Genomic DNA, 22,745 nt, shown 5'->3' with positions numbered 1-22,745 from the left:
GCAGTGCGGCGTCGCCAGAGCTGGCCTTCACCCCTTGCGTTCGTGGATCGCACCGGGAAGAGCGTGTTCCACCCGTGCCAGAGCGTATCATCGAAGGGGCGAGTGCGTGACAGGTAGGCGTCGAATAGTCGCTGCAGCCAGACAAATGACATTGAATTGCCTTTAGCAATAAAAAACGTATTGCGGCGAGCATAACCCCTCGCTCCGGCCCGCGCCATCCTCGACGTTTGAAGGATGATTTCCATGACCAACTTAGCCGAAACGGCGGCGCGACGATCTCGCTGAAAGTGAAGCAGCCGACGTCGGGGGCGGGCAAGGACGGCCGTCGCCTTGCGCCTGTAATTGCGTATAAGTCACCGCTCTAGCAGATTGGCCCTCACTTTCACCCGCGGGGCTACACATACGAGTCGACAATGCGTTTAGATGCAGCGCAGTGAACAATTAAATCTAAATTCAACGTGTTCTCTCCAGAGTCAATTCTGGATGTAAAACAGCTACTTAGAGGCTATTGATTTTCCTAACCATCGGCTGAATGCATCAGTCGGTAGGTCCGCAGGCTGACTTGCGGGGTAAAGATTTGGGAGATGAAACAATGGCGACACCGAGCACAAACGGCGACGATTTGATCATCGACGAGTCGACGATGAGCGAGAACATAGATGCTCAGGACGGTGACGACAGCATCACCGTGTCCGGCGGATCGGACACCGTAGACGGTGGTCTCGGCGAAGACACGTTGATCGTCAATTACATCGGGTCCACCGAGGCGATCCGTAGCGTTGGCGGTGGCTTTGGAGCTTTGCCAACAATTACCTCGCCGGATGGCTCAACGAGTGTCGCGTACTCAAATATCGAACATCTCGACATTCGCACTGGGTCCGGCAACGATGCGCTCGTTGGTGGGTTTGGCGCGGATACTATCTCAAGTGGCGCAGGCAACGATCAAATTGACTCTGTCGACCGGCCGGAAAGCATTTTCGGTGCCAGTATCGCGCCTGTTTCGGACGTCGTTAATGCCGGCGACGGCGATGACAACGTTAATGGTGGTCGGCTCGATATTCTAGATGGAGGCGCTGGCAACGATTTCCTTCAAATCAATTTTGGCTTTAACGGTAACGACGCGAACCCGCCCGCGGTAAACCTGGTCCTCGACGCAAATGGGTCTGGCATCGCTAACGATGGAACGTCCATCACCGGCTTCGAAGCGATCAATCTTACGCTTACCAATCTGAACGACACCGTTGACACGGGTGATGTAGTTGCGAGCCTGAACGGCCAGGACGGCGACGATCTCTTGACGACGGGAGCAGGCGACGACCAGATTCTTGGCGGCGCTGGAAATGATACCATCAACGCTGGTAATGGAAACAACCAGCTAAGTGGTGGTGCTGGAAACGATGTCATATTGAGTGGTGCTGGCAATGACAGCATCACCGTTGATCCTGCCAACGATGGAATCGACAGCGTCAATTTGGGTGCCGGAAGCGACCAGGTGACTTTCGTTGGTCAATCTCCCAGCCAAATCCGCGTTACATTCACCAGCGCCGATGTCGGCAACGGGAACGCGCTCGATGGCGGTAATGGCTCGAACGAAGATGCAGGCCTTGCCGTCAGAGTTCAGAGCGAAGATGCGGATGGCAATGTCGTCGGTGTTGCAAGCCGGTACGACGACGAGGGCATTACCTTCTTGGAGGGTACGCAAGGATATAGCTTCGACGTAAGAGACCTCGCCTCCGGAGTCGCTAGGGGCGACCAATTCAAGGGAGTTGTCCTCGGAACATCGGACGGTGACACGCTTTCGTTCTTTCCTCCCTTCCGTGAAGGGCAGGCGTTCTACTACAATGGCGGCGGCGGCAATGACAGCATCATCGCAGGAAGCGCAAATGACTTTCTCGTCGGTGGAGCAGGTGATGACTCTCTGACTGCTAACGGTGGAAATGACACGATATTCGGTGGAGCTGGAACGGATAGCGCGTTCTTCTCCGGCAATCGCCTCGACTATAAGGTGGTTGCGATCGATGCTTCCAACATTCAGGTTACCGATCTCCGCGAGGGCTCGCCTGACGGTATCGATATTATCCAGACCGTCGAAAACTTCACCTTCCAAAACGGAACGTTCGATACCACAACCGTTCTCACCAGCAATGCTTCGGAAATTCCAAGCGCAGGTCCAGACCGATTGACCGGAACAACTGCATCCGAAAGCTTCTTCGGCGGCGCCGGTAACGATACAATCAACGGCGCAGCGGGTAACGATACCATATCGGGCGGGGATGGATCCGATACGTTGACAGCTACGCCGGGCCTCGGCGAGCACGCTGTAGTCTTCGGCGGGTCTATGGTTACGGACCCCAACGATGTCGGCGATAATATATCGGTTTCTGGTGCTGGATCCGCTGATGTATACGGGAACGGAGGAGATGATGTCATTAACTACTCCGCTTCTGGAGCCGGCAACATCTATGGTGGCGTAGGTGGCGATCAAATTAACGTTCAAAACGCCGCCAATAATATGGTGGTCGGCGGGACGGGATCCGGTGACATAATCGTTGTTAACGGCAATGGTAACAACACCGTGCTTGGTGGTTCGCAAATCACAGATGCTGCTGATGGCGCTGACCAAATCACGGTCAACGGAAATGGCAATAATAGCATCTACGGCAACGGTGGTGACGACACCATTCTAGTCACAGGCACTGGCAACAACACCATCTACGGTGGTGTTGGGAATGATCAGATCACTGCAGGCTCCGGAAACGATCTGATCATTGGTGGTCCCGGGGCAAATTCTTACACTGGTGTTAGCGGTGCCGATGCATTTGTGCATGATGCCGGAGCTCAAGATACAATCACTGATTTCAACTCGGCTGAAGGAGACAGCATAGTCTTTAATGACTCTGCCATCTCCGGATACACAATGCGTTCGGATGGCTCGGCTACGTTGAGTTTTTCTGATGGTGGATCAATCACCATTCTCGGAACTGCCCCGATGACATTCGGCGTCGCATAAAACTTGCGCGGGAGCCTCGTCGTTTTTCTAACGGCGGGGCTCAATTCTCTCTGCGGCGGCCTTTCCCACATGCGCCCTGATGGCTTGGTCAATTTCCGCCCGCGTGAAGCCTTGCTGCCTAATTAGTGTCCGACGCATAATTCCGGCGTCAATCATTGCGACTATCTTCCGACGGTCGAAGCCGCACAGATCCCGCTTTGGCTGGTTTCGCATTCGCCGTCTTATCCTCTCCAACAGACGCCGAGGCATTAGCTCCGGATTCCATGTGGCAGATGGAGCGCCTTTCCGATTGCAGCGATCTCCGAAACAGTAGCCGAGGTTCCGCTTTCGATACCGATCAGGCGGCTGACCGGGATGCCGCTGCGGGCGGAGACGTACTGGATCGGCAAGCCTGCGTGGTGGCGGAATGCTTTCGCGGTAGTGAAGCCGTCGATCATCATGGCGACGACCGCTTCAGGAAACTGGTGAGGGGTCATTTGGACATTCCGATTACCGTGAAATTTCCCGCTCCCTACCCCGTCTGGATATCTGACGTGTGACACAGCGGCATGCTTGGCTGCTGCCGCGTCAGGCTCCCAACCTAGACGTTCGCTGCAGACGCGCGCGCTTCTCCCGAGGACGCGCCGGTCGACTAGTGCGTCGGTCGCTCCCAACTTCCGGCGCCGTTGCAGACCCGTACACGGCTTCGCGTACGGGTCTGAAGCGACCATATGGCGACCCCTAGCTGTCGTTAAAATTAGGAGCGACCTTCCTCAAAGGATCACTTGCCGAAATTTCAATGAACTGTTTACCATTGGTGAGACCTGGGAGGGATCACCAATGTATCTGCAGAAGCGCTCGGTCAGAATTGTGCTTGCCGTACTCTCGGTTCTCGCAACTGCCTACGAGGCGGCCGCAAAATCCAATATGCCCCTATTTTGATCTTAGCGGCTGTCGCCTTTCCGAGGGTGACGGCGGCGTTTTAGGGTTTTTGGGTAGCCGCGGACCCCATCGGCTGGCACGAGAAATAGGGAGCCGTCGTGGATATCGAGGACGTCTTAGACGAGAACGACAAGCTGATAGACGAGGCAGACGAGGCCTTGGTAGCTGTAGCAGATTTTGCGTTTCTTATCCGACCTCAAGTCGTAGGATCCGCCAGAAGGCACATCCCGATCAAAACCCCGCTTGACGAGCTTATGGCAATCCGCGCCCGGCTAATCATCAGACAGGCTTATCTGGAAGCTGGACGAAAGCTAAATTCGTAAGTCTCGACATGCACGGAGAGCAACCGGCGACACCAATTTGACCGAGTGTCGCCGGCCATGTGCACCTGCTTCAGCGTGTACACTGGATGATGATTCACCGCTTGTGACTGATACTACAGCTCTGGAACTTGCCCGATCCTTATGCTCGCCAGGCATGTGGTGGCAATCATGCGGAGAATTGTTCGGCTCACGTATGCAGTGCTCGTCGGTCACCTTTGATCGTTCGAAGCGTCATCCCCGTCGATCATGACGCCATCTAGGTTCCCTATGAATCAGGGCGCGTTCTCGTGGCTTTTTCCTGCGACTTTTGACGGGCGACGGCGATTTCGTTCGAAATTTCGCTGAGGACTTGCTGCAGTTGGTCAATCTCAGTGGAGATCTCGTCGTGCCGTCGGTGTAACTCCCCGATCATTTGATCCTCTGTATTGAAGGTAAGCAGCTGCTTTACCTCGATAAGCGAGAAGCCGAAGCGGGCAAGACGAGTGATTTTCTGCAGGTGGGCAACATCAGCATCGCTGTATCGGCGGCGCGTGCTTGAGGTGCGCTCGGGCGAGATTAAATGAAGCTCTTCATAAAAGCGCAGCGTGCGTTGCGTGAGGCCAACCAACGCAGCGACGTCACTGATTGTATGCGGATAGGTATCTGCGATCGAGGCCAACTGGCGCTCCTGATATGTGGGCCTATGCGGCTGCGGATTGGCTCATAAAGGCGGTCTCCTTCCAGGTGAAGGTTTATTGATGGCAAGGACAGCTAGAGCCAGCACATCACTGTCGACGCCTGCGTGCATCTGCAGCGCTATCTATATCGGAGGGAGTCACTCGCTTCGCAGATCGCCTTCGCCATCGCTCTTCTTGCCCCGGGCAACGATCTCGAGCACGCCCTCGGGCAGGGGGCGCTGTAATGCCTTCGCCTCGGACCAGTCTGCCCGCAGCCACACGTCCATTTCCTCAGCCGTGGTGAGGATCACCGGCATCGCTTTTGGGTGGATCGCGCCGACCGTCGGGTTTGGCTCGGTCGTCAGGAAGCCGAAGCAATCGACTGTGACTTCGCCCTCGCGCGCTTTCCTGACCGACGTCCAGGTCGTCCAGATGCCGGCGAAGACCGTCAACGGCCGCTCGGCGCCTGCGGCAAACCATACGGTCTCGCCGGCCTGGCTGTCCCACTCGCTGAACGACGTGAACGGGACCAGACAGCGGTTCGCCGGGCCAAGCCAGCGCGTCCAATGCTTGGAGGCGGTGTTGCGGATGTTGGTGGTGCCGGCGTCGGGCTCCGCCTTTAGCAGGGCAGGGAAGTCGTAGGGCTTGCCCTTTGCCTCAAGCTTGTCGGCCCGCCTCTTCGCCGCTTGGAAGAGTGCCTGCGACGAGCTCGGCATTCCCCAGCGCACCATCGACAGTTCGCGCTCGCCGCCCACGGTGCGGACGATCGGCGCCGGGTAGTCGGGGAAAATGCCAGGCAACGGCGGAAGGTTGCCCGTGGTGTCGCGCATCGCCCGGGTGAACTCGAGGATGGCCGCTTGGCCCTTGGTGACGCTGTAGAGATTGCACATTCGTCATCATGTGGCCGGCGCTTCTCGACTGTCCAGCATGTCTGATGTGTCGGTTGTAGCAGCAGACGCGACCTACAACTTTAAAGACGCCACAATTCCCAAGTTTGAAGGCAGCTTCATTGAGGAGGCCGAGATGTCGCGTGACGTGTTTTTCCGAATGCTTTGGACGACGCCAGTGAAGCACCTTTCGGTGGATCTGAATGTCATGCCGCTGGATGTCCGATGGCTCGCCGAGCTCTACGAGTTGCCCTTGCCGGGTCAGGTTTCCTGGATGAACCTGCCACGGAAGGAGCGGCTGAAGCACCTGCCGCCTCTACCGGAGCACAGCCGGCCGGAGCGCCTGCCGAAACATTGGCCGCTCCAGAAGCCAGGGAAAGACAAGGTCGGCCGCTACGGCCTGTTCGCACGACAGACCATGCCGCGCTCCCTCCATCCTATCGCGAAGGCGACAAACGCGGCTCTGGTCACATCGTTGTCGAGCAACCCAGACAACTGCCGGATTCAGGGAGACGGTCTGTTCTATTGCCGGACTGACGTCAGCTGTCGAGAGAGGGCGGTCGCATTCACGGACACGCTGCTGAAGCTATTCGAGAAGCTGCATTTTCCGATCGCCTCGGAGGACGACTTGGAAGTCGAATGCTTCGGTGTCTGGTTCAATTTCGACCTTCGCTACCGATCTGCCGGCGAGGGCAAACGGAAGCACCAGGAGCCAAAGGTTATTCTGTATGCCACCCCGCTGAGCAGCGCGTACCGCGGACGGCAGCGAGGGGCGTTTTACGGTCGCGGTGACAAGCCATTGGAGGCCTGCATCAACACGATGCTGATCTGGCTGCTACGGACAGCCTTGAGCGTTCGGGACAGTGAGGACGCTTGGTCAGTCGCGCGACGGACCGAGGAGGGATCTGTCGAAGACCGGTTTAAGGAGCGACGCGTCGCAGCCAAAAAGAGAGGGGAGGAGCGGAAGGAAGAGGCAGCCCATAGAGCTGCCGCTGAGGCTGAACATGCTCTGAAAGCGGAGCTCGAAAAAGAGGCCGAAAAAATCAGGGCCGCGGCGGAGGCCCGGCGAGCTGCCGAAGAAAACGTTCCGTTGCACGAACTTGCCCGGGAGGCCCTCCATGAGCGGATATCACGACGAATTTCTGCGACCGTCCGACGAGACGAAAAAGCAGTTCTTACTAAGCAGGAGGCTTTTCTTTGGACCATACAGACGGTTTTAGTCTGCAAAGAGGAAATAGAAGAGTGCAATGAAAATGTTCTTGAAGGGGAATTATTGAGCCTTGAGACGGAAGGGCTTCTCAAGCTGGTCAGTGATGCAATCTATAAATCCTATATTATCCCCCCGACGGTGAGCTTTGATGATGCAGCGTTCGACTTTCTTTCCCATTTTATAACGGAAGGTGTGGAGGCTCGCAATGCGTTTGACTATAGTGGAGCGGACTGGATGGGTGAGCCGACCAACGCAGAAATGCAAGCATTTTGGCGACGATCAAAGTGATAGCCTAGTGTCGACGCCTGCATAGGCACGCCGGCAATAGCAGCATCGGAGAAGCGCATTCTGCTGAAAGTCCAACACTATGCTGTAGGAGCCATTGCCAACATACCGCCCGACATGAGCACGCGCGCGTCAGCATTCCGCGAACAGCAAGGCCGGCTGATACGGCTTGACGCACTCCGTAGCCCATTATCGCGTCGGTGAGCTTGTCACGCTACGCACCTTGCCGAGAGACGGCTTCCCCCGAATTCCGACCGCATCTCTTCCGTTGAGCGGGGCGTTGTCACCGTCTAGGACGGCGCCCACGCCGCTAACCACTGTGAGTTTCGCGCGGCCCGTCAGCTCTCTACGCACCCAACCCCTGCATCACCGCCTGGCGGTATTCCTCGTCGGAGATCGGCGGCCGCTTCGCCGCGGCGGGTGCAGCCGGCGCACCAGAAGAGAAGATCGCGTCGAGCAGCGCGCCAGTCGTCATCCCGGACTTCGACGCGCCGCCTTTCGATGTCACCGAGAGATCGCCCTGGCCCATCAGCGCGTCGGCAATGTCCTGATTGATGCTGTTCCGGCGATAGGTCGATAAGCCGCCTGTGGCTTTGTCCGCGACGCCGGCAAGCGCGTCGCGAAGGTGAAGTTGAAGACTGAGCGTAACGGGGTTTTCTGGCCGGTGTCCGAGCAAGCATGGCGTAGACGGTAATCCCTGCCGGGCTTTGCCGTGTTGCTAGCGTAGCGGCCGTGTAGCGGGCATTCAGCCCCAGATAGGCAAGCACATCAGCAGGACAGAGCTCGCGCGCACGGAGAACCGCTGGCGGGCGAGCGGGTAGACCTTGACGGCCTGCTGACGCAGGGGCAAGCGTCTACCGGGGAACTACTGGGAGTTGTGACATGGACATCGGAAACGACGGCGAACGGATCGTTGGCGAAGAACGAAACTGGAGCTACTACGCTCACCTGTCGATCTACACCTTCGCGGTGCCGTCCCTGGTCAGCAAGCGCGTCTTTGAAGCTGGATGCGGCACCGGGTACGGGGCGGCCTACCTGATGGAGCAAGGTGTCCGGGAACTCGTCGCGGTCGACGCTTCCGCTGATGCAGTCGAGCACTGCAAGGTCCGTCACCGCGGCACCGGCATCCAATTCGAGACCCGCGACCTCTGCGCTCCACTACCGTACCCGGACGCATCGTTCGACGCGATCTTCTCGTCGAACGTCATGGAGCACGTGGCCGATATCGACCTGTTCATGGCCGAGTGCCGGCGCATCTTAAAACCCGAAGGCGTCATGATCTTCGCGGTCCCGCCCATCGCGTCGCCGCAGGGCCTGCGTGCCAACGTCGAGAACATCTGGCACATCACCCATCTGACGACGCGGGGCTGGCACGCAAAGGCGCAGCGGTTTTTCAATGATGTTCAATGCTTCGCGCACCGGCACGCGGGAAAGTGGGTCGAGACTGAAGTCGCTTTGGCCGAGCAACAACTGTGGGATCATGAAACTGTCATTCGAGAGACGGATTTCCAGTTTCCCAACATCTCTGTCGATGAAATGATGACCGGCCCGCTCATCACCGCGGTCTATGTGCTTCGGCGCCCCGCCGGCCAGATCGGGACGAGGAGCGAGCTCGAGAACTTGCCCTACGAGTGGTTCCCCTGGTTGATCGCTGCCGATGTCGTCCGTCAGGCGCGCGTCGCCCCGGTGCCTGCTCCAGCCCCGCTGCCGTCCGTTTCGCCTGAAGACCATGAAGCACTGCTGACCGAGCGTGACGAACTGCGCCAGCAGCTTGAGGCCGCACAGCAAGAGGCCCGCGCGCTGCGGGCCTCTACGTCCTGGCGCATTACGGCGCCGCTGCGCGCCCTCAAGGGTCGCTGAACTTACGAAAGGCGGCGGGCCTCGAAAAAGGTGCTGATATTTGCTTGAACTGTTCTCGTAAGAGATGAGTTAACGCCTACGCGGATAATGTCCCCAACGGCGAAGTAACCTGTGTACGAAAGAGTAATAACCGTAGGCGCGTTGGCAAGCCCATTCACCGCTACTGAATTTATTGCGCTACCGCCAACGGCGTTTTTTTGGAAATTCACTATGACGGTGTCATTCGCCGTAACTGCTGCAAGCTGGCAGCAAGTAGAGAAATGCCACATGCCTGCTGTCGGGATAACAAAAGCCCCGTCTTCCGGGCCGTCCGTAAACCCGCCGCGTTTTACCGACGTAACCGGAAATGTAACAATTGTAGTTGCTGATGCGGTAAGCGTCTGATCAGCGGACTTGGCCCAACGCCCGCCATACCCAGGGAAGAAATTCGTCGGGCCGCTGTCATCGACGGGCGTCCCGACTTCGGGGAGGAACTTATTATCCGGGCTGACGTAGACATTCTTCGCGTTAACGCCAATGTACACGCCGCGACCGCTAATAGCGCCGCCGATCGGGGACGTGTTGCGGAAGTTGTTGCCTGAGATGATAGCGTAATCCACGCTGTCCATCAGGATAGACGTGTTCGGATACGTCCACGAAATGCTCTGGAAATCGTTGCCGATAATCTTAATCTGATTACACAGCGTGTTGATATCGATAATGCACGCGTTAGCATCGACTTGCAGCTGATTATACAGCACGTTCCCCATTACGACGATCTGCGCCATCCTCGAGATAAAGACCGCGCGTTGACTGCCGGCGCCATGATTGCCGATCATGGAGAAATGAGGATCTCCGTAATCGGCCGTGCCAATTCCGCGATAGCAAATGTTGCAACCGAACACCTGATTGCCGGTGAGAATGAACCCCTCGTAATCCTTGGCCTCGATGCCGACCTTTGCATACAGCACGCCGCTTTCGCTGATGTTGGCGACGGTGGGGTGCGGAGAGGTCATGCTATCGTTGTGGCACCGAATGCCATAGAGGCTGTCGTATGTCGGCGCGCCAAGCGTGCTCACCCTGCCGAAGAACGTAAAGCGCTTGATATAGACGTTCGTACAACCGTCAGTGTCGATGCCCTTTTCCCAGCCCTGCTGGAACGCGTTGGTCTCGCCGCCGACATAGACGTCCTCGACCACTACGGAATTGTTGAAGTTGCTACCGGGCGTGGGATTTTCGACGCGGTCCACTTCGATGCCGACGCGACCAGCCACGTACTCCCGCGAAATAAGCGCGAGGCCCTTGAAGTGGCAGGCTGCCAGCTGGCTGACGCCGGCCCCGCTGGCGAGCGCGATCCTGATGCCGCTACTGCTCGAACCCTGCCAGATCAAACGCGACAAGTGATCGCCATCACCATAAATCTTGACGTTGGCGGACTTTGAAAGCCTCCGCTTCAGAAGGTAGTCGCCCTTCGGGACGTAAAGAACGGTGTTGGCGGCAAGCGCGGCCTCGAATGCCGCCGTATCGTCGGTGACGCCATCACCAACGGCACCGTACTGCTTGACCGAGACGAGGACGTTCTCGATGCGGTCCAGACGGGTGTCCCGGGTACCGAACAGCGTCCCGATGTCAGCGCGATTGTAGACGTCTGCGGTGTTGGCTTTCAGCGCGATCGCGGCGTCTCGGGTGCCGAAAAAGGTTGCTATCTCGGCCTTACTGTTGACGTCCGCGATATTGGCCTTCAGCGCAAACTGTGTGGCCGCCGTCGTGGTCCCGAGCTTGCTGGCCAGCGCGGTCAGTGTGGCCGCAGCGTCCGCCTTAAGCGCGACCTGCGCCAGAAGGTCCGTGTAATCGCCCGGATTGACCCCGAGAGATGCGCGGACGTTATTTGCCAGGCTGTCGAGCGTCACGATCTGGTTCTTCAGCTTGCCGTCCGACCGCCGGATGTCCTTGATCGCGTTGACCGCGCCACCGAGCGAGGCGGCGATGTTGAACAGCTCGTTGTCGAGCCGCGAGGCCGGGAGGGGCTTGGCCGGGTTGGCGGTCTGCCAGCCGTTGAAGGAATAGCTCACGGAATAAGGGGTCGGGTCGGCCATTTCAAAGGTTCTTCAGATTGATCGAAATCATCGAGCCATCGGCATTCCTTTTCGTGTCGTAGGGCAGGGCCCATTGGTCTGTTGTTAGACTTTGCCTGCTGCACCCACGGGGCGGTGAGGCAAGCTCGCATGGTGTCGAGTGCGGCCGGGACGCTTAGGCGCCGAAACCTTGCAAGATCGCCTGGCGGTACTCCTCGTCGGTAACAGCCCGGCCGCCCTTGGCAACCGACCCTTGGGCCGGCGCGGGCTTGGCTGCCTGCATGATCGCGCCGATGAGTGCGCCAAGCCCGGCGTTTTCTTCTGGCAAGCGACGGCTGGCCCCGGAAGTCACGGAGAGATCGCCTCGGCCCATCAGCGCTTCGGCGATGTCTTGGTTGATGCTGTTGCGCCTGTATTGCGAAAGGCCACCCGTAGCCCTGTCCAGCATCGTTGCTGCCGCATCGCCGAACTTAAAGTTGCCCGCAGAGCGCAACGCCCCGTTCCCCGACGAAGACGCGCCTTGGATCTCTTGCTGGGCGGCCTGAACGCCGGCCGTCTTGGAGTTGGCGAGCGCCATGTTCTCTGTCTCGGCCATCGACCTTTCGTTGTCGAGCACCTTGTAAAGCTGGTCGACCTTCTCCTTGCCGAAGAGCGTCGAGAGCCGATCATAATTCCAATCACTTTCGCCCTTCAGCAGGCCGTTCAGCGCGGCGCGGTCGTTCAGCTTCGTGCCGACCAGCCGCTCGATCTCGCCGCGAGCACCCTGGCTAAGCCGGAAGGAGACCCCGGACGGGCCGACGACAGAGCCGGGCGGGATGGCGCCGGCGGCCACCTCATCGGCGAGAACCTGCGGCCAAGGCGCTTCGCGGCCGTTGTCGAGCACAGTCTGGCCTCGGTCAAGAGCGCGCTCCTGACTGCCGAGCTCGGCGTATTTGCTGTCGATCTCTTTCATGCCTGGGACGTTGGTTCCCAGCAGCCCGTCTAGCTCCTGTCGTGCTTGCGTCAACACGCGGACAACGTTGCTGTCCTGCTCGGCCTTCAGCATCCCGTCAATGGCGCGACGGGTCTGGTGAAGAACCGCCGGGTCAGAGCTGAGCATGGTCGGATCGGCCGTGTCGTTCAGCATCCCCCGCACAGAGTTCAGCTTGGTCTGCGCGTCGCCGCGCACAACCGCAGCGCCCGTGTCCAGCCCGTCAGCAAGGCTTTTGGCGTCGATGGGCGGCGCGCCAGCGAGCGCACGATCGTATTCCGGTCCGAGCGTCTGCTTATTGGCGTCGATGTCGGCCCTGATATAATCCGGAACCTTGGCGGGACCGAGCGTCTCGTCGATCGCGCCGGTGACGCGGGCCGGGGCGCCCTTCTGCCGCGCGCGCATGGCCTCGACGACGGTCGTCTGCGCCTCGCCGGGGCGCGTGGCGAGCGCGGCGGCCTTGTAGCGCAGGTTGGGGCCGAGATCCGCGACGGACCCGGCCGGGCCGAGCGCCTGGACGCGCGACGCGACTTCGCCCATCGGCACGCCGTCGGCGCGCAGCGCGGAGGCGACGGCGTTCGGTACGGTCTTCCCCGCGCTGTTGACGAGCGCCTTCGGTCCCATCGGCATGGTGCCGCCCGTGACGAGCCCGGCGAGGCCGACCGTCTGCTGCATGCCTTCCTCGGACATCGGGTCGATCGCGCCGGACGCGACCCGCTCGGGCAGCCGCAGCGCGTTGATCGTTTCGGAGATCATGCCGGGAACGGCCCACTCCCGCGTCCCGTCGCTCATCCGCTCGAACGGCAGGATCGACCCGCGATAGACGGGCGTCGGCGCGGCCGCCGCGGGAGCCGAGGTGATAGCAGCGGCGGTCGGATCCATCGGATCGGTGGACGGAGCTGTAGGTGCCGGCGTCGCATACCGGGTCCATGGACCTTCCGGGGCACCTGGCGCCGCCGGCGGCGCCGCGGCCGGCGCCGGCTGTGCGTAACGGGTCCACGGGCCTTCCGGGACGGGCGCCGTACGAAACGCGGCCCACTCGTCCTTGGCAGGCGGCGCGACGGGCGGAGAGGTCCGAAAAGCCGCCCACTCATCAGTCGGTGGCTTGGCGTCCGATGGTGCAGACAGGATCTCACGTACCTCGTCGTCCGTCGCATCGTGCGGCACTTGGATGTTGCGGCCTTCGAACTGGATGGCGCGGGTCGATGCGGCAGACGCGGGTGCGGCGGCCCGACGCCGTTGGGTCTGCTCTTTCGCAACACGCTGGATGACCGCTGGGTCGGTGCCATCAGGGAACTCAAGCACAGTGCCGTCGAACAGTTGCGCTTCCATCAGCTCGAACTCCGATTTTCAAAATGATACTGAGGTGCAAATTCCGATCGGTTGATTACGGGCATGGCTCGGCCTCATGTTCGACGAGCAGCGACGGTGCCGCGGGAGCTACGATTTTGAGAGCGTGCCGCCGGCGAGCGCGGCGCTCGTCCAGCTCTTGAGCCAGCGACAGATTGTGCATTTCATTTCGGAAAATCCGCGCGATGCTTCGCGCGTCGGAGAGGTGTCCACTGTGATCATCGCCGCGCACGGCTAGGTGGGCAGCCTGGGTCGCGAGGGCGTCGAACCCAACGCTGATTTTCGCTCGGTCGAAATCCGGCGGAAGCATTTTGCTCGCTGCGGTTTCGGCCCTTCGGAGGGCCTGGAGCAATTCCTGAAGGTCAGCCTCTGCAAGGGTGCCGGCGCCCAACGTTGCCGATTGGAGGCGGTATGCGGCCTCCGAGATATTGAAAGCGATGTCTTGGCCAACGGCGACACGACGTAGGTAGTCTAGGATCCAGATCATCCGGTCACCAAGGCGTGCCGAGGCGTCTGCGCGGTCTGGCGCTTGCTTCTGCTGGATCTGGCGTGTCGCTGGTGACACCATGTGAAGGCTCCGAGGGTGCTGCTTCGATGACCATGCCTCGGTCGGATGCGCGAAACTACGGGGCTTCTGGGGTGCAAATTCGCGCAAAGAGTTCGGCGCGGGCCAAAATTTCTAGCAACATCAGCTGGCGTTTCTCGCGGGCGCGAGCGACCGGGGGCGGGGGGCCGACCGGGGTCCAGGACGGGGCGGGGCTCGGCCCGACGCGGATCATTGCTGAACGGTGGAGCAGATCTGCATCGATCAGCGCGGCTATAGTCGATCGCTGAAGCATCCGTATCCCAGCGTATCGTTGGTTCATCTAAGGTACACCCCTCGCGAACCAACAGAAGCGTGGTCTATAAAATAGTGATTGACCAATCAAAATGAACCGGTATGGTGTGAACCAATCTAATTGAACCAGTCACTCCCGAGGCTCGAATGAACGTTCGCTGCTACCTCCGCGCTTCAACCGCTGATCAGGATGCTGGTCGCGCCCGATCCGATCTCGAGGCGTTTGCTGCCGAGCGTCACCTGAACATCGTCGGAACCTATGTTGAGAACGAGAGTGGTGCCAAGCTGGCGCGACCTGAGTTGTTCCGGCTGCTGAGCGATAGCCGCCCCGGCGACATGCTTCTGATCGAACAAGTGGATCGCCTGTCGCGACTGACGTCGAGCGACTGGCAGAAGCTTCGGGCCGAGCTCGACGTGCGGCAGGTGCGTGTGGTGGCGCTCGATTTGCCGACTTCCTGGATGCTTACCACCGCGGCGGACGACTTCACCAGCCGCATGTTCGCGGCTCTCAACTCTATGATGCTTGATATGCTGGCCGCTGTTTCGAGAAAAGATTACGACGACCGTCGACGCCGCCAGGCGCAAGGCGTCGTGAAGGCGAGGGAAGCTGGCGCCTACAAGGGACGGCCAGAGGACGCCAAGCGCAACGCCGGCATCGCCTCTATGCTCGCTGCCGGGATATCGTGGACGAAGATCCAGGACGCCACGAGCTGCAGCCGGGCGACGATCGCCAAGATCGCGAAGCGGAATGTGGCGGCGGCGGCAGCTTAATCAAACACGTCCGGGCCGGCATTTGCCTTTTGCTGCCGCCTCAACCGGACCAGACTGGCGGCAATTTCAGCAGCCGACATGTCATGAGGTTCCTTGGTCTCGGCATCAGGGTCATTTCGCCCAAACCCACCGAAGGCATCAGCACGTAGCAGCAGTCCCGCTGCCGTAGCGCGAGCGGCGGGCGGCGCCTTCGGATCCTGGGCAACTGCTATTGCGGCCTCGATTGCCACCCGCGCGCCGGTGACGCGCACCAATTCGCGCAGCTCGCGCTGAATGTCGGCCGGTGACTGCCCGTCTGTCATGCGAAAACACCCCAATCGAAGGCTTCTGGTTCAGCTCGACGCGCCAACTCTGCGCGCAACATGGCGATCTCGTCAGCGATGTGTGCGGCCTCGCCAGTCGCTGGCGGCGAGGTGGTCGAAGATGCGGCGATCATCTTGGCCGCCTCTCGGTCCTGCCGGCGACGCTCGCGACCGGCCGCTCGCTTCTTCGGATCACCTGGACGGTGCGCCTTCTGCCACGCTCGATATCGCTCGAGCTCGGCCGGCGACATCGCGGCGACGCGCTTCGCTCGCCGGCGCTCTGCCTTCGCGAGGTCCGCGGCCTTACGGTCGATCTTGCGGATGGCGTTCGGCCCGTCCTTCGACGGGAATGCTGGTTTATGCCAGCGCGAGCCAGACGGAGTTTTGCCGCCATGCACATAGCACCGCCCATTGGCCATAGCCTTCTGTCGGCAAGGCTCGCCCGTCGACCGTGCTTTGGCTCCACAATACGGTTTGGCCGCATGCGCCGCATTCATCAGCTTGCATTGTCGGCGGGCGATTGCTTTCCAAGCGACCGAGTAGCGCCAGCCGTCGAGTTGGGAGGTGCTCACGCTCATTGACCCATCTCCACGGACATGGCCCCGTGAGGTATCAAGAGCATACCGGCCTCCCGACCGAAAAAACTTGTAACGCAGGGGGTGGTCCTAGCGGTCTTTGCCCTGGTCCTAGCAACCAAAACTCGCAAACCCTTATGGCGTAAGGCTTGGTCCCAGCGGTCCGTGTGGTCCCTGCAATTTTTGAAGTCGTTTACATGCGGGTGCGGTGTCACGGCTATATGCCTTACCCTTATTATTTCTACTAACTTAAAAAGAGATAGGACCACTATGACCGCTAGGACCAAACCCTGCGCCACAAGGGTTTCACTGGTCCGAAACTGGTCCCAGCGGTCCGTGCAATTGGCGCTCATTCGTCCCACCTGACAACTTGTCCTGCCCAAACGCAAAAGGCCGACCGCGCCTCGGCAAGAGGGGGCAGTCGATAGCAAAGCTGACGGGCGTCGCCGACCCTCCTTTTGATGGGCGGCGGGACCTTGAGAACGCTTTGAACCGTTCTCCCGAAGACTGGCGAGGCGATCGCTCGGGACCGATGATCATGCTTCATCGCCTCTTGGAAAAGACGGAATAAGGTCGGGACCGCGATCTCTTCAGGCCAATCGTGGTGCTGACCAATCGATCCTCCGTGAAGGATCTCGTACAGCCACTTCTCGAGCGGCGGCAATCCAAGCAATTTCTGATCCATCAGCGCGCCGGTGTCGGGAGCAGCACGTACGTCAAAATCACTGAGATCGATCGAGCGAAGGTAGGAGGCGAAGCAGGCAGGCCCCTTTCCGTTGAGCTCCGCTCGGAGGTCTGAGAACCAGCGACGATCGCCGCGGCGACGGTCCGACACGTTGAGCACGAAGAACCGTCGCTCGTCCTCGGTGGCGGCGATCACGCGGCGCTCGTTGCTGGTCATGATAATCCGCAGGCGGCTCTTCACCATAAAGGCGTCGATGCCCTTGCGCTCGATTGCGATGTCCGGCGCGGTGATGAGCGACTTCAGGACGCTTTCGCCCTTCTTGTCGCTGGCCAAGATGGCCTCCTCGACATGCAGCAGCAGCTTACCCGAGACGTGTCCGTTGAACTGCCCAGTCACGTGATTATGGTCGGAGACCATCACATAGTAGGGACCCATGATCGGCTTCAAAAACTCGCCTAGGGTATCCTTGCCGGCGCCCTTCTTGCCTTTCAACACGATCGCAACGCCAGGCTTGTCCCCGGGCCGCTGAAGCATATGGGCGAGCCACCCGAGCAGATATCGTTCGGCTTCCGGGTCGTTGTCGCAGATCACTTCTTTAATATGCCGAAGGATTAGAGGACAGCCGGCCTTGGCCGCCTCGCCTCCTGGCAAAGGGGGCAAGCCACGCCACATGTTGAAGACGCCCGCCGGCGTCCCATCCGGATCGAAATCGACGCCGCCGAGAAACTGCTGGCGTTTCGGATGTTCCCACCAGCATTCCGCCTTGGACATCTCCTTGCCGCCGCGCTTGAGAAGTTCGTTGGCATATCTATCGAGGAATGATGCTTTATTTGAAAAAGATATTGCCGAATTGCTCTCAACGTTGACGATCATCGCTCGACCGTCGTTCATGACGAACGCATGCCGCTTGTTGAGCTCCCGCACGAAAGGGGGCAGCGCATCATCTTCTACGTTTGTCGGGTCAACGTCTTCCGCCGCCGCAGATGACGCCGGCGCTGGCGCATCAGCGTCGATCGCTCCGAAGTGCTTCTCCGAAGCCGCGAGATGAACGCGATATCCTGGCTCGACTTCCTGAATCGTATGCAGCAGCGTGCCAGCCGACAAATCGTTGGGTGGGTAGGAGCCCCAATGCGACCAGCGGTTCTCCGCGACCTCGGGATCGTACCGCGGGTCTTTTTGGCTCCAGGCGTGGAAGGCCTCTAGGCCATCATTCGAAGCGTGAGAGGCGTCGTAGAACGCCATGCCGATCGTGTTCCACTTATCCCAGGTAAGACCCTCGTTCGGAATGAGCCGGGCGGCGTCGTTCAGGGCGTTCTCGTCCCAAGGCTGGGTGGTCTTGAAGCCAGTCCTGATGCCTGCAACCGCGGATCGACCGTCAACCTCTAGGCCAACTAGATCCAGGGCTTCATCGAGCTTTTCCGCCGCCCATGCCAGAACGACATCGCGTTTCGGATCACCGCCGACGATGCGGCACAGGACTGTCTTTTCGTTCTTCGTGTGCCACGACCCCGGCCAACGCATCGGGTGCGACAAGGAAATCGCGGTTTCGTCGCCACCAGCCAGCTTCGCCGCGGCGGCCCTAGCGCGCACCAGCACCGCGATATCCTCGGACGTCGTCGCCGGTTTGACCAGCCGCCAGTAAGCATGCAGCTTGGGTTCTATCGATCCGTCCGGCGTCGCCCACACGCCGCCTGAGGCGACAACAATCGTCGGCTCGCCGAGCACCGCGGTCAGAACTGCAAGCCCCGCTGTTGGCCTCTCGTCCAGCTCGACCACGATCACCGGCCCTGCCACCACGTTGGCGGCCTGGGCCGATCGGAAGGAGCTGCCGTTCTTTCGAACTACGGTCATTTCTCCGAACAGACAGACTGGCGGTGCGAACACCGCGCGTTCGGCGAAGGGGCGGTTGGCAATGTCGGTGGCAATCTTGACGGAGTCGGCCACCGGGTTCTGATCCAGCTGAACCCAGTCGAATATCAGCGACCGCTCCTTATCGCCGTGCTCGAAGCCGCGCGGGGCTATCGCGCCCTCTACGCCAACGCAACGACAGAACACCCCATCAACGAATTTCTGCATCATTGCGCGGTCAGCCGTGAGCCGAGGCGAGGCGGCGAAGCGAGACGTTACCGGCACGATCGCGACGGGCCGGCTCACGAAGTCGCCGAACAGTTGCCCAGACTGGCCTTCAGATGCTAGACTTTCCAATGCGATACCTTTCTGCGGCGTCGCCGGCTTCAGCCCCGGCGACGCCGTGTCATTTTAGGTTAGGGTTGGACCAAACGAGGCGAGGGGCCGGTGCGGCGGCCGGCTGGCTCTCTGTGTGGTGGGCCAGTAATTCACGCAGACTGGCCGAGGACACGACAATCCTGCCGTCTTCGCGGCGGCTGGCTGTCAACAGCCGGGCAACTGCCTTGTTGCGCGTCCACGTGTAGGACTTGCCGGCAATTTCGGACGCCTCGACGAGCGTCAGGAATTCCGCCGCGCCTTCGTTGATCGGCTCGAGTTTCATCGTATCACTCCGTTCTAGGAACAGAGTGCGCCTCCCAATTGCGCGTTGAAATCGGTGGGCCGGGGGTCCTGGACGCGCAATCCTGATCCACCTGGACCAAAAATTTCGAGATGCGAAGAAGCGCGAGCATGTTTAGCCTGACCATATCTTCAGGCAATCTACCCAAGCCTCGCCGGAAGCGACGGATGACACGGCGGACATGGTCTCGGTCGCAGCCGCCAAGGCGCTCGGCGACCATCTCGTATGCTTGATTGTCGGTTCTTGCGCTCGCAAGCGCGTCTGCATAAGCGCCCAAAATAACCATCCTCGCGACGCTTTTGTCCGCGCTGTGTCGGCGGTGGCCACGAAGTGATGTTCTGGCGTTCCTATGAAGGAAAGTGCTTGTTGCACCGTCGAGAAGCGACTTCTGCCAAGGAGCGACGGCACCGGTGGTCGGCATGCCTAACTCGACAAGCGGGCGGACTACGAAATGTTCTAGAACAACGGCACGAGGCAGCTCACCGATGTTAAGAGCGGAAGCCAACTCATTCTGGATGATGATAGTCCGTTCGTCCTCGCTAGCTTCGCCGAACCAATCGAGGTCAAAGGCCAGCTTCCGGCTTATGGACGAAACATACTGGCTCAACATCGTCCCGGCCTTGGGCGATGCAATGGTAATGCGGGAGCCCGCCATCTCCGGCTCTCGCATCACGAAGCTCCATTCACAGCACGCTCAAGAAGCGCGTCGGCGTCGATCCGGCGAACCAAAGTTCTGCCTCCGATCTTGGCAGGTTTGAGCTCGCCGGACTTGAACAGCTTGTAGAGGTTAGCCCGGGAGACCCGGAGGTAGTTCGCAGTTTCGTTGACCGTCATCGCGGCAGGCAGTGCATAGTCTCTCACGGGGCACCTCGTTTATCTATCCGAGATTTGATTTAGTGCCATCTGAATACAATTGTCTACAGCTGCATCGGCTGATTATGCGCAGATTGTCGAAGTATAACAACATACAAGTGACATACATATATTCGGGAAATCGTAGACGCGGACGAAGCTTATCGAGGCCACGAGAGATGTCATTTCAAGGCTGCTTTTATTTTTTGATCCCAGTCAAAGTTTTCCGACCAGCAGGCCTACGCCAGGGACATGGGACAGCTGGCGGCCGTTAGGGGTAACTTATGGGGTGGATCGCGGTGGTCGCAGAAAATCTGCAATGAAATCAGTAGGTTGCGGGGCGGTACTGGCGGAGAGAGGGGGATTCGAACCCCCGTTACGCTTTCACGTAAACACACTTTCCAGGCGTGCGCCTTCAACCACTCGGCCACCTCTCCATCCCCGTTCCGTCGGCGCGGGGCCAGGCGGGTTGGGGGCTCGCGGGCTTACTGGAAGCCGGCGAGTCGGTTGGGGGCGACTTATAGCGAGAACCCCCTTCTGTTCAAGGGGCTTTCGGCGATGGGGCGCGTGGGCTCTGCTCCTGGCGGCCGCGTATCGCTGGATCGGCGGGCAATTCCGCTCTAGAAGGGCGGGTCTAGAAGGGCGGGGCTGCGGCGCGGGAAGCGCTCCACGTTCGCCTGTCCGGGGAGGCCGCATGATCCGTTTTCTGTTTCGCCTCGCCGGCCAGGTCATCCTTGCCGTGGGCCTGGTCTTCGCGGTCGCCGACATCGCCCGTTCGCTCGCCAACGATGCGCTGAGCCTCACGACGCTCGCCGAGGCGGCGGCGGCCTTGCGCCTGCCGCTCGCACCGTCGGAGGGCGATGCGAGCGTGCTCGACGTGATCGCGCTGGTCTCGGCCTGGCCGGCGGCGCTGGTGCTGGCGGTGCTGGCCTTCGTGCTGATGTTTCTCGGTCGCCGGCGCCGCCCTGCCCGCGGCCAGCCGCCCCGGCGCTGATCGCGCTTCCAAGCCGTGCGGAAGCCGGGCGGAAGCCGGGCGGCCGAAGCGGTCCGGCGGGACCGGCGTCAAACCCCGTGGAGCTTCGTCGCGCGGCGCAGAAAGAGCGTGAAACTTCACCCCGCGCATGCCAGTCTCGCGCCTTCAAGGCCGGGATTGAGGGCGATCCCGCCGGCTCAACGGGGCGGCCCCGCTGCCCATGGCAAGGATCAAGAGCGAGATGAAAAACTTTGTGGCGGGCCTTCTGGCTGCGACCGTCCTGACCGCGACGCTGCCGACGGCCGAGGCTGCCGAGATCAGCCCGGCGGTGGTCTATGACATGGGCGGAAAGTTCGACAAGTCGTTCAACGAGGCCGGCTACACCGGCGCCGAGAAGTACAAGAAGGATACCGGCACCGAGTACCGCGACTTCGAGATCCAGAACGATTCGCAGCGCGAGCAGGCGCTGCGCCGCTTCGCCCAGCGCGGCGCCTCGCCGATCGTCGGCATCGGCTTCAGCCAGGCCGCCGCGATCGAGAAGGTCGCCAAGGAGTTTCCGGAGACGAAGTTCGTCATCATCGATTCCGTCGTCGACCTGCCGAACGTGCGCTCGGTGCTGTTCTCCGAGGAGCAAGGCTCCTACCTCGTCGGCATCCTCGCCGGCATGAAGTCGGCGACCGGCACGGTCGGCTTCGTCGGCGGCATGGACATCCCGCTGATCCGCACCTTCGCCTGCGGCTATGTCGGTGGCGTCAAGGCCGCCAAGGCCGACGCCAAGGTGCTGCAGAACATGACGGGCACGACCGGCTCCGCCTGGAACGATCCGGTGCGCGGCGGCGAGCTGGCGAAATCGCAGATCGACCAGGGCGCCGACGTGATCTTCCATGCCGCCGGCGGCACCGGCATCGGCGTGCTGCAAGCCGCTTCCGACGCCGGCAAGTTCGGCATCGGCGTCGATTCCAACCAGAACGCGCTGCATCCCGGCCATGTGCTGACCTCGATGGTCAAGCGCGTCGACAACGCCGTCTACAAGGCGTTCGACGATGCGGCGAACGGCAAGTTCACCGGCGGCGCGACGACCTTGGGCCTTGCCGACGACGGCGTCGGCTATTCGCTCGACAAGGACAACGAGGCGCTGATCACGCCGGAGATGAAGGCCGCGGTCGAGAAGGCCAAGGCCGACATCGTCGCCGGCACGGTCAAGGTCCACAACTACAATTCGGACAGCGCCTGCCCGTATTGAGCTAGACCGATCTCCCCCCTTTGAGGGGGAGATCGCGGCGGGAAGAGGGGCGAGCTGCGCCTCTCGTGATGTCGCGACAGGGCCATGAGCGGGAAGCCGCGGCGCCCTATGGCGCCCCTCTCTGGCCTGCCGGCCATCTCCCCCTCCGGTGGGGAGATCATCCTTCTTCAATAGTGTGGCGGCTTGGTCTGCTCGGGGGCGGGGGCCATGTCCTCCAGCGCCTGGAAACGGTCGCCGAGACTGCGGGCCGCCTTCAGCAGGCGATCGATCGCCTCGCCCTGGCGCTGGACCTCGGCCGAGAGATCGTCGATCACCTGCTGCTGGTGGGCGAGCGTCATCTCCAGCGCATCGATGCGGTCGGTGTCGGTCATGGCATGTCCTCGTCGGTATGGGCGAACCGAAGCTTGCCGGCGCGCCGGCCCAAGATCACGAAGCGGCCGGTCTTGTCGAGGC

20 protein-coding genes and 1 tRNA gene are annotated in these 22,745 nt (G+C 60.5%); 6 read left to right on the top strand and 15 right to left on the bottom strand.

Features of this window, described 5'->3' with window-relative positions; genetic code table 11:
• The first annotated feature begins 592 nt into the window (after positions 1-592).
• Positions 593-3,010: a beta strand repeat-containing protein gene (locus tag ACZL02_RS18505; RefSeq protein ID WP_472940358.1), complete on the top strand. Its 2,418-nt coding sequence runs from the start codon at positions 593-595 to the stop codon at positions 3,008-3,010.
• A gap of 248 nt (positions 3,011-3,258) precedes the next feature.
• Here the strand turns inward: ACZL02_RS18505 and ACZL02_RS18500 are convergent, their stop codons facing one another.
• From ACZL02_RS18500 to ACZL02_RS18490, 3 genes are all read right to left on the bottom strand, one after another.
• Entirely contained in the window at positions 3,259-3,486 is a 228-nt protein-coding gene (locus ACZL02_RS18500; protein WP_472940357.1) for a helix-turn-helix domain-containing protein, read from the bottom strand.
• Between the two features lie 1,033 nt (positions 3,487-4,519).
• On the bottom strand, positions 4,520-4,912 hold the full coding sequence (locus ACZL02_RS18495) for a MerR family transcriptional regulator (RefSeq protein ID WP_472940356.1): 393 nt from the start codon (positions 4,910-4,912) through the stop codon (positions 4,520-4,522).
• A 156-nt stretch (positions 4,913-5,068) separates the two neighbouring features.
• Positions 5,069-5,800 (bottom strand): SOS response-associated peptidase, encoded by a 732-nt coding sequence (locus tag ACZL02_RS18490; RefSeq protein WP_472940355.1) that lies wholly within the window; start codon positions 5,798-5,800, stop codon positions 5,069-5,071.
• Between the two features lie 37 nt (positions 5,801-5,837).
• On the opposite strand from ACZL02_RS18490, the gene ACZL02_RS18485 reads away from it, so the two are divergent.
• Positions 5,838-7,295 carry a hypothetical protein gene (locus tag ACZL02_RS18485; RefSeq protein ID WP_472940354.1) on the top strand — a complete coding sequence of 486 codons (1,458 nt, stop codon included), beginning with the start codon at positions 5,838-5,840 and terminating at the stop codon, positions 7,293-7,295.
• Between the two features lie 343 nt (positions 7,296-7,638).
• Here the strand turns inward: ACZL02_RS18485 and ACZL02_RS18480 are convergent, their stop codons facing one another.
• Complete coding sequence (locus ACZL02_RS18480) at positions 7,639-7,968, bottom strand: hypothetical protein (protein ID WP_472940353.1); 330 nt, start codon at positions 7,966-7,968, stop codon at positions 7,639-7,641.
• A 206-nt stretch (positions 7,969-8,174) separates the two neighbouring features.
• On the opposite strand from ACZL02_RS18480, the gene ACZL02_RS18475 reads away from it, so the two are divergent.
• The gene (locus tag ACZL02_RS18475) at positions 8,175-9,152 is read left to right on the top strand and encodes a class I SAM-dependent methyltransferase (RefSeq protein WP_472940352.1); all 978 of its coding nucleotides are present in this window, start codon (positions 8,175-8,177) and stop codon (positions 9,150-9,152) included.
• Positions 9,153-9,154: 2 nt separating this feature from the next.
• Here the strand turns inward: ACZL02_RS18475 and ACZL02_RS18470 are convergent, their stop codons facing one another.
• The 3 genes from ACZL02_RS18470 to ACZL02_RS18460 form a co-directional block, all read right to left on the bottom strand.
• A complete protein-coding gene (locus tag ACZL02_RS18470) occupies positions 9,155-11,227 on the bottom strand; it encodes a glycosyl hydrolase family 28-related protein (RefSeq protein ID WP_472940351.1) in 2,073 nt (690 codons plus the stop codon).
• 154 nt (positions 11,228-11,381) lie between these two features.
• Positions 11,382-13,508: a hypothetical protein gene (locus ACZL02_RS18465; protein WP_472940350.1), complete on the bottom strand. Its 2,127-nt coding sequence runs from the start codon at positions 13,506-13,508 to the stop codon at positions 11,382-11,384.
• Between the two features lie 55 nt (positions 13,509-13,563).
• Entirely contained in the window at positions 13,564-14,094 is a 531-nt protein-coding gene (locus ACZL02_RS18460; protein WP_472940349.1) for a hypothetical protein, read from the bottom strand.
• 417 nt (positions 14,095-14,511) lie between these two features.
• Between ACZL02_RS18460 and ACZL02_RS18455 the strand changes: the two genes are divergently transcribed.
• The gene (locus ACZL02_RS18455) at positions 14,512-15,135 is read left to right on the top strand and encodes a recombinase family protein (protein WP_472940348.1); all 624 of its coding nucleotides are present in this window, start codon (positions 14,512-14,514) and stop codon (positions 15,133-15,135) included.
• Here the strand turns inward: ACZL02_RS18455 and ACZL02_RS18450 are convergent.
• From ACZL02_RS18450 to ACZL02_RS18420, 7 genes are all read right to left on the bottom strand, one after another.
• Positions 15,132-15,437, bottom strand: coding sequence for a hypothetical protein (locus tag ACZL02_RS18450; protein ID WP_472940347.1), 306 nt, complete (start codon positions 15,435-15,437; stop codon positions 15,132-15,134). The two genes, ACZL02_RS18455 and ACZL02_RS18450, sit on opposite strands and share 4 nt — an antisense overlap.
• Positions 15,434-16,015: a hypothetical protein gene (locus ACZL02_RS18445; RefSeq protein WP_472940346.1), complete on the bottom strand. Its 582-nt coding sequence runs from the start codon at positions 16,013-16,015 to the stop codon at positions 15,434-15,436. The genes ACZL02_RS18450 and ACZL02_RS18445 overlap by 4 nt, the downstream gene beginning before the upstream one ends.
• A gap of 346 nt (positions 16,016-16,361) precedes the next feature.
• Positions 16,362-18,851 carry a DUF5906 domain-containing protein gene (locus tag ACZL02_RS18440; RefSeq protein ID WP_472940345.1) on the bottom strand — a complete coding sequence of 830 codons (2,490 nt, stop codon included), beginning with the start codon at positions 18,849-18,851 and terminating at the stop codon, positions 16,362-16,364.
• A gap of 100 nt (positions 18,852-18,951) precedes the next feature.
• The gene (locus ACZL02_RS18435; RefSeq protein WP_472940344.1) at positions 18,952-19,206 is read right to left on the bottom strand and encodes a hypothetical protein; all 255 of its coding nucleotides are present in this window, start codon (positions 19,204-19,206) and stop codon (positions 18,952-18,954) included.
• Between the two features lie 4 nt (positions 19,207-19,210).
• The gene (locus ACZL02_RS18430; protein ID WP_472940343.1) at positions 19,211-19,894 is read right to left on the bottom strand and encodes a hypothetical protein; all 684 of its coding nucleotides are present in this window, start codon (positions 19,892-19,894) and stop codon (positions 19,211-19,213) included.
• A complete protein-coding gene (locus ACZL02_RS18425) occupies positions 19,894-20,085 on the bottom strand; it encodes a helix-turn-helix domain-containing protein (RefSeq protein WP_472940342.1) in 192 nt (63 codons plus the stop codon). Before ACZL02_RS18425 ends, ACZL02_RS18430 begins: the two co-directional genes overlap by 1 nt.
• A 338-nt stretch (positions 20,086-20,423) precedes the next feature.
• Positions 20,424-20,513 (bottom strand) — tRNA-Ser (locus ACZL02_RS18420).
• 257 nt (positions 20,514-20,770) lie between these two features.
• On the opposite strand from ACZL02_RS18420, the gene ACZL02_RS18415 reads away from it, so the two are divergent.
• Both ACZL02_RS18415 and ACZL02_RS18410 read left to right on the top strand, forming a co-directional pair.
• Complete coding sequence (locus tag ACZL02_RS18415; protein ID WP_472940341.1) at positions 20,771-21,070, top strand: hypothetical protein; 300 nt, start codon at positions 20,771-20,773, stop codon at positions 21,068-21,070.
• A 220-nt stretch (positions 21,071-21,290) separates the two neighbouring features.
• Positions 21,291-22,292 (top strand): BMP family lipoprotein, encoded by a 1,002-nt coding sequence (locus ACZL02_RS18410; protein ID WP_472940340.1) that lies wholly within the window; start codon positions 21,291-21,293, stop codon positions 22,290-22,292.
• Between the two features lie 167 nt (positions 22,293-22,459).
• On the opposite strand, the gene ACZL02_RS18405 is transcribed toward ACZL02_RS18410, so the two are convergent.
• Positions 22,460-22,663: a SlyX family protein gene (locus ACZL02_RS18405; RefSeq protein WP_472940339.1), complete on the bottom strand. Its 204-nt coding sequence runs from the start codon at positions 22,661-22,663 to the stop codon at positions 22,460-22,462.
• Positions 22,664-22,745 lie beyond the last annotated feature (82 nt).

The sequence above is a fragment of the Mesocryomonas fontinalis genome, from assembly GCF_055730125.2.
Note: the sequence above shows the minus strand (reverse complement) of the source record. Positions and strands in the feature narration are given on the sequence as shown.

Coding starts and splice junctions, on each gene's coding strand:
- ACZL02_RS18505 (WP_472940358.1), top strand. CDS start 593: ATGGCGACACCGAGCACAAACGGCGACGATTTGATCATCGACGAGTCG.
- ACZL02_RS18500 (WP_472940357.1), bottom strand. CDS start 3,486: ATGACCCCTCACCAGTTTCCTGAAGCGGTCGTCGCCATGATGATCGAC.
- ACZL02_RS18490 (WP_472940355.1), bottom strand. CDS start 5,800: ATGTGCAATCTCTACAGCGTCACCAAGGGCCAAGCGGCCATCCTCGAG.
- ACZL02_RS18485 (WP_472940354.1), top strand. CDS start 5,838: ATGTCTGATGTGTCGGTTGTAGCAGCAGACGCGACCTACAACTTTAAA.
- ACZL02_RS18475 (WP_472940352.1), top strand. CDS start 8,175: ATGGACATCGGAAACGACGGCGAACGGATCGTTGGCGAAGAACGAAAC.
- ACZL02_RS18470 (WP_472940351.1), bottom strand. CDS start 11,227: ATGGCCGACCCGACCCCTTATTCCGTGAGCTATTCCTTCAACGGCTGG.
- ACZL02_RS18465 (WP_472940350.1), bottom strand. CDS start 13,508: ATGGAAGCGCAACTGTTCGACGGCACTGTGCTTGAGTTCCCTGATGGC.
- ACZL02_RS18460 (WP_472940349.1), bottom strand. CDS start 14,094: ATGGTGTCACCAGCGACACGCCAGATCCAGCAGAAGCAAGCGCCAGAC.
- ACZL02_RS18455 (WP_472940348.1), top strand. CDS start 14,512: ATGAACGTTCGCTGCTACCTCCGCGCTTCAACCGCTGATCAGGATGCT.
- ACZL02_RS18450 (WP_472940347.1), bottom strand. CDS start 15,437: ATGACAGACGGGCAGTCACCGGCCGACATTCAGCGCGAGCTGCGCGAA.
- ACZL02_RS18445 (WP_472940346.1), bottom strand. CDS start 16,015: ATGAGCGTGAGCACCTCCCAACTCGACGGCTGGCGCTACTCGGTCGCT.
- ACZL02_RS18435 (WP_472940344.1), bottom strand. CDS start 19,206: ATGAAACTCGAGCCGATCAACGAAGGCGCGGCGGAATTCCTGACGCTC.
- ACZL02_RS18430 (WP_472940343.1), bottom strand. CDS start 19,894: ATGCGAGAGCCGGAGATGGCGGGCTCCCGCATTACCATTGCATCGCCC.
- ACZL02_RS18415 (WP_472940341.1), top strand. CDS start 20,771: ATGATCCGTTTTCTGTTTCGCCTCGCCGGCCAGGTCATCCTTGCCGTG.
- ACZL02_RS18410 (WP_472940340.1), top strand. CDS start 21,291: ATGAAAAACTTTGTGGCGGGCCTTCTGGCTGCGACCGTCCTGACCGCG.
- ACZL02_RS18405 (WP_472940339.1), bottom strand. CDS start 22,663: ATGACCGACACCGACCGCATCGATGCGCTGGAGATGACGCTCGCCCAC.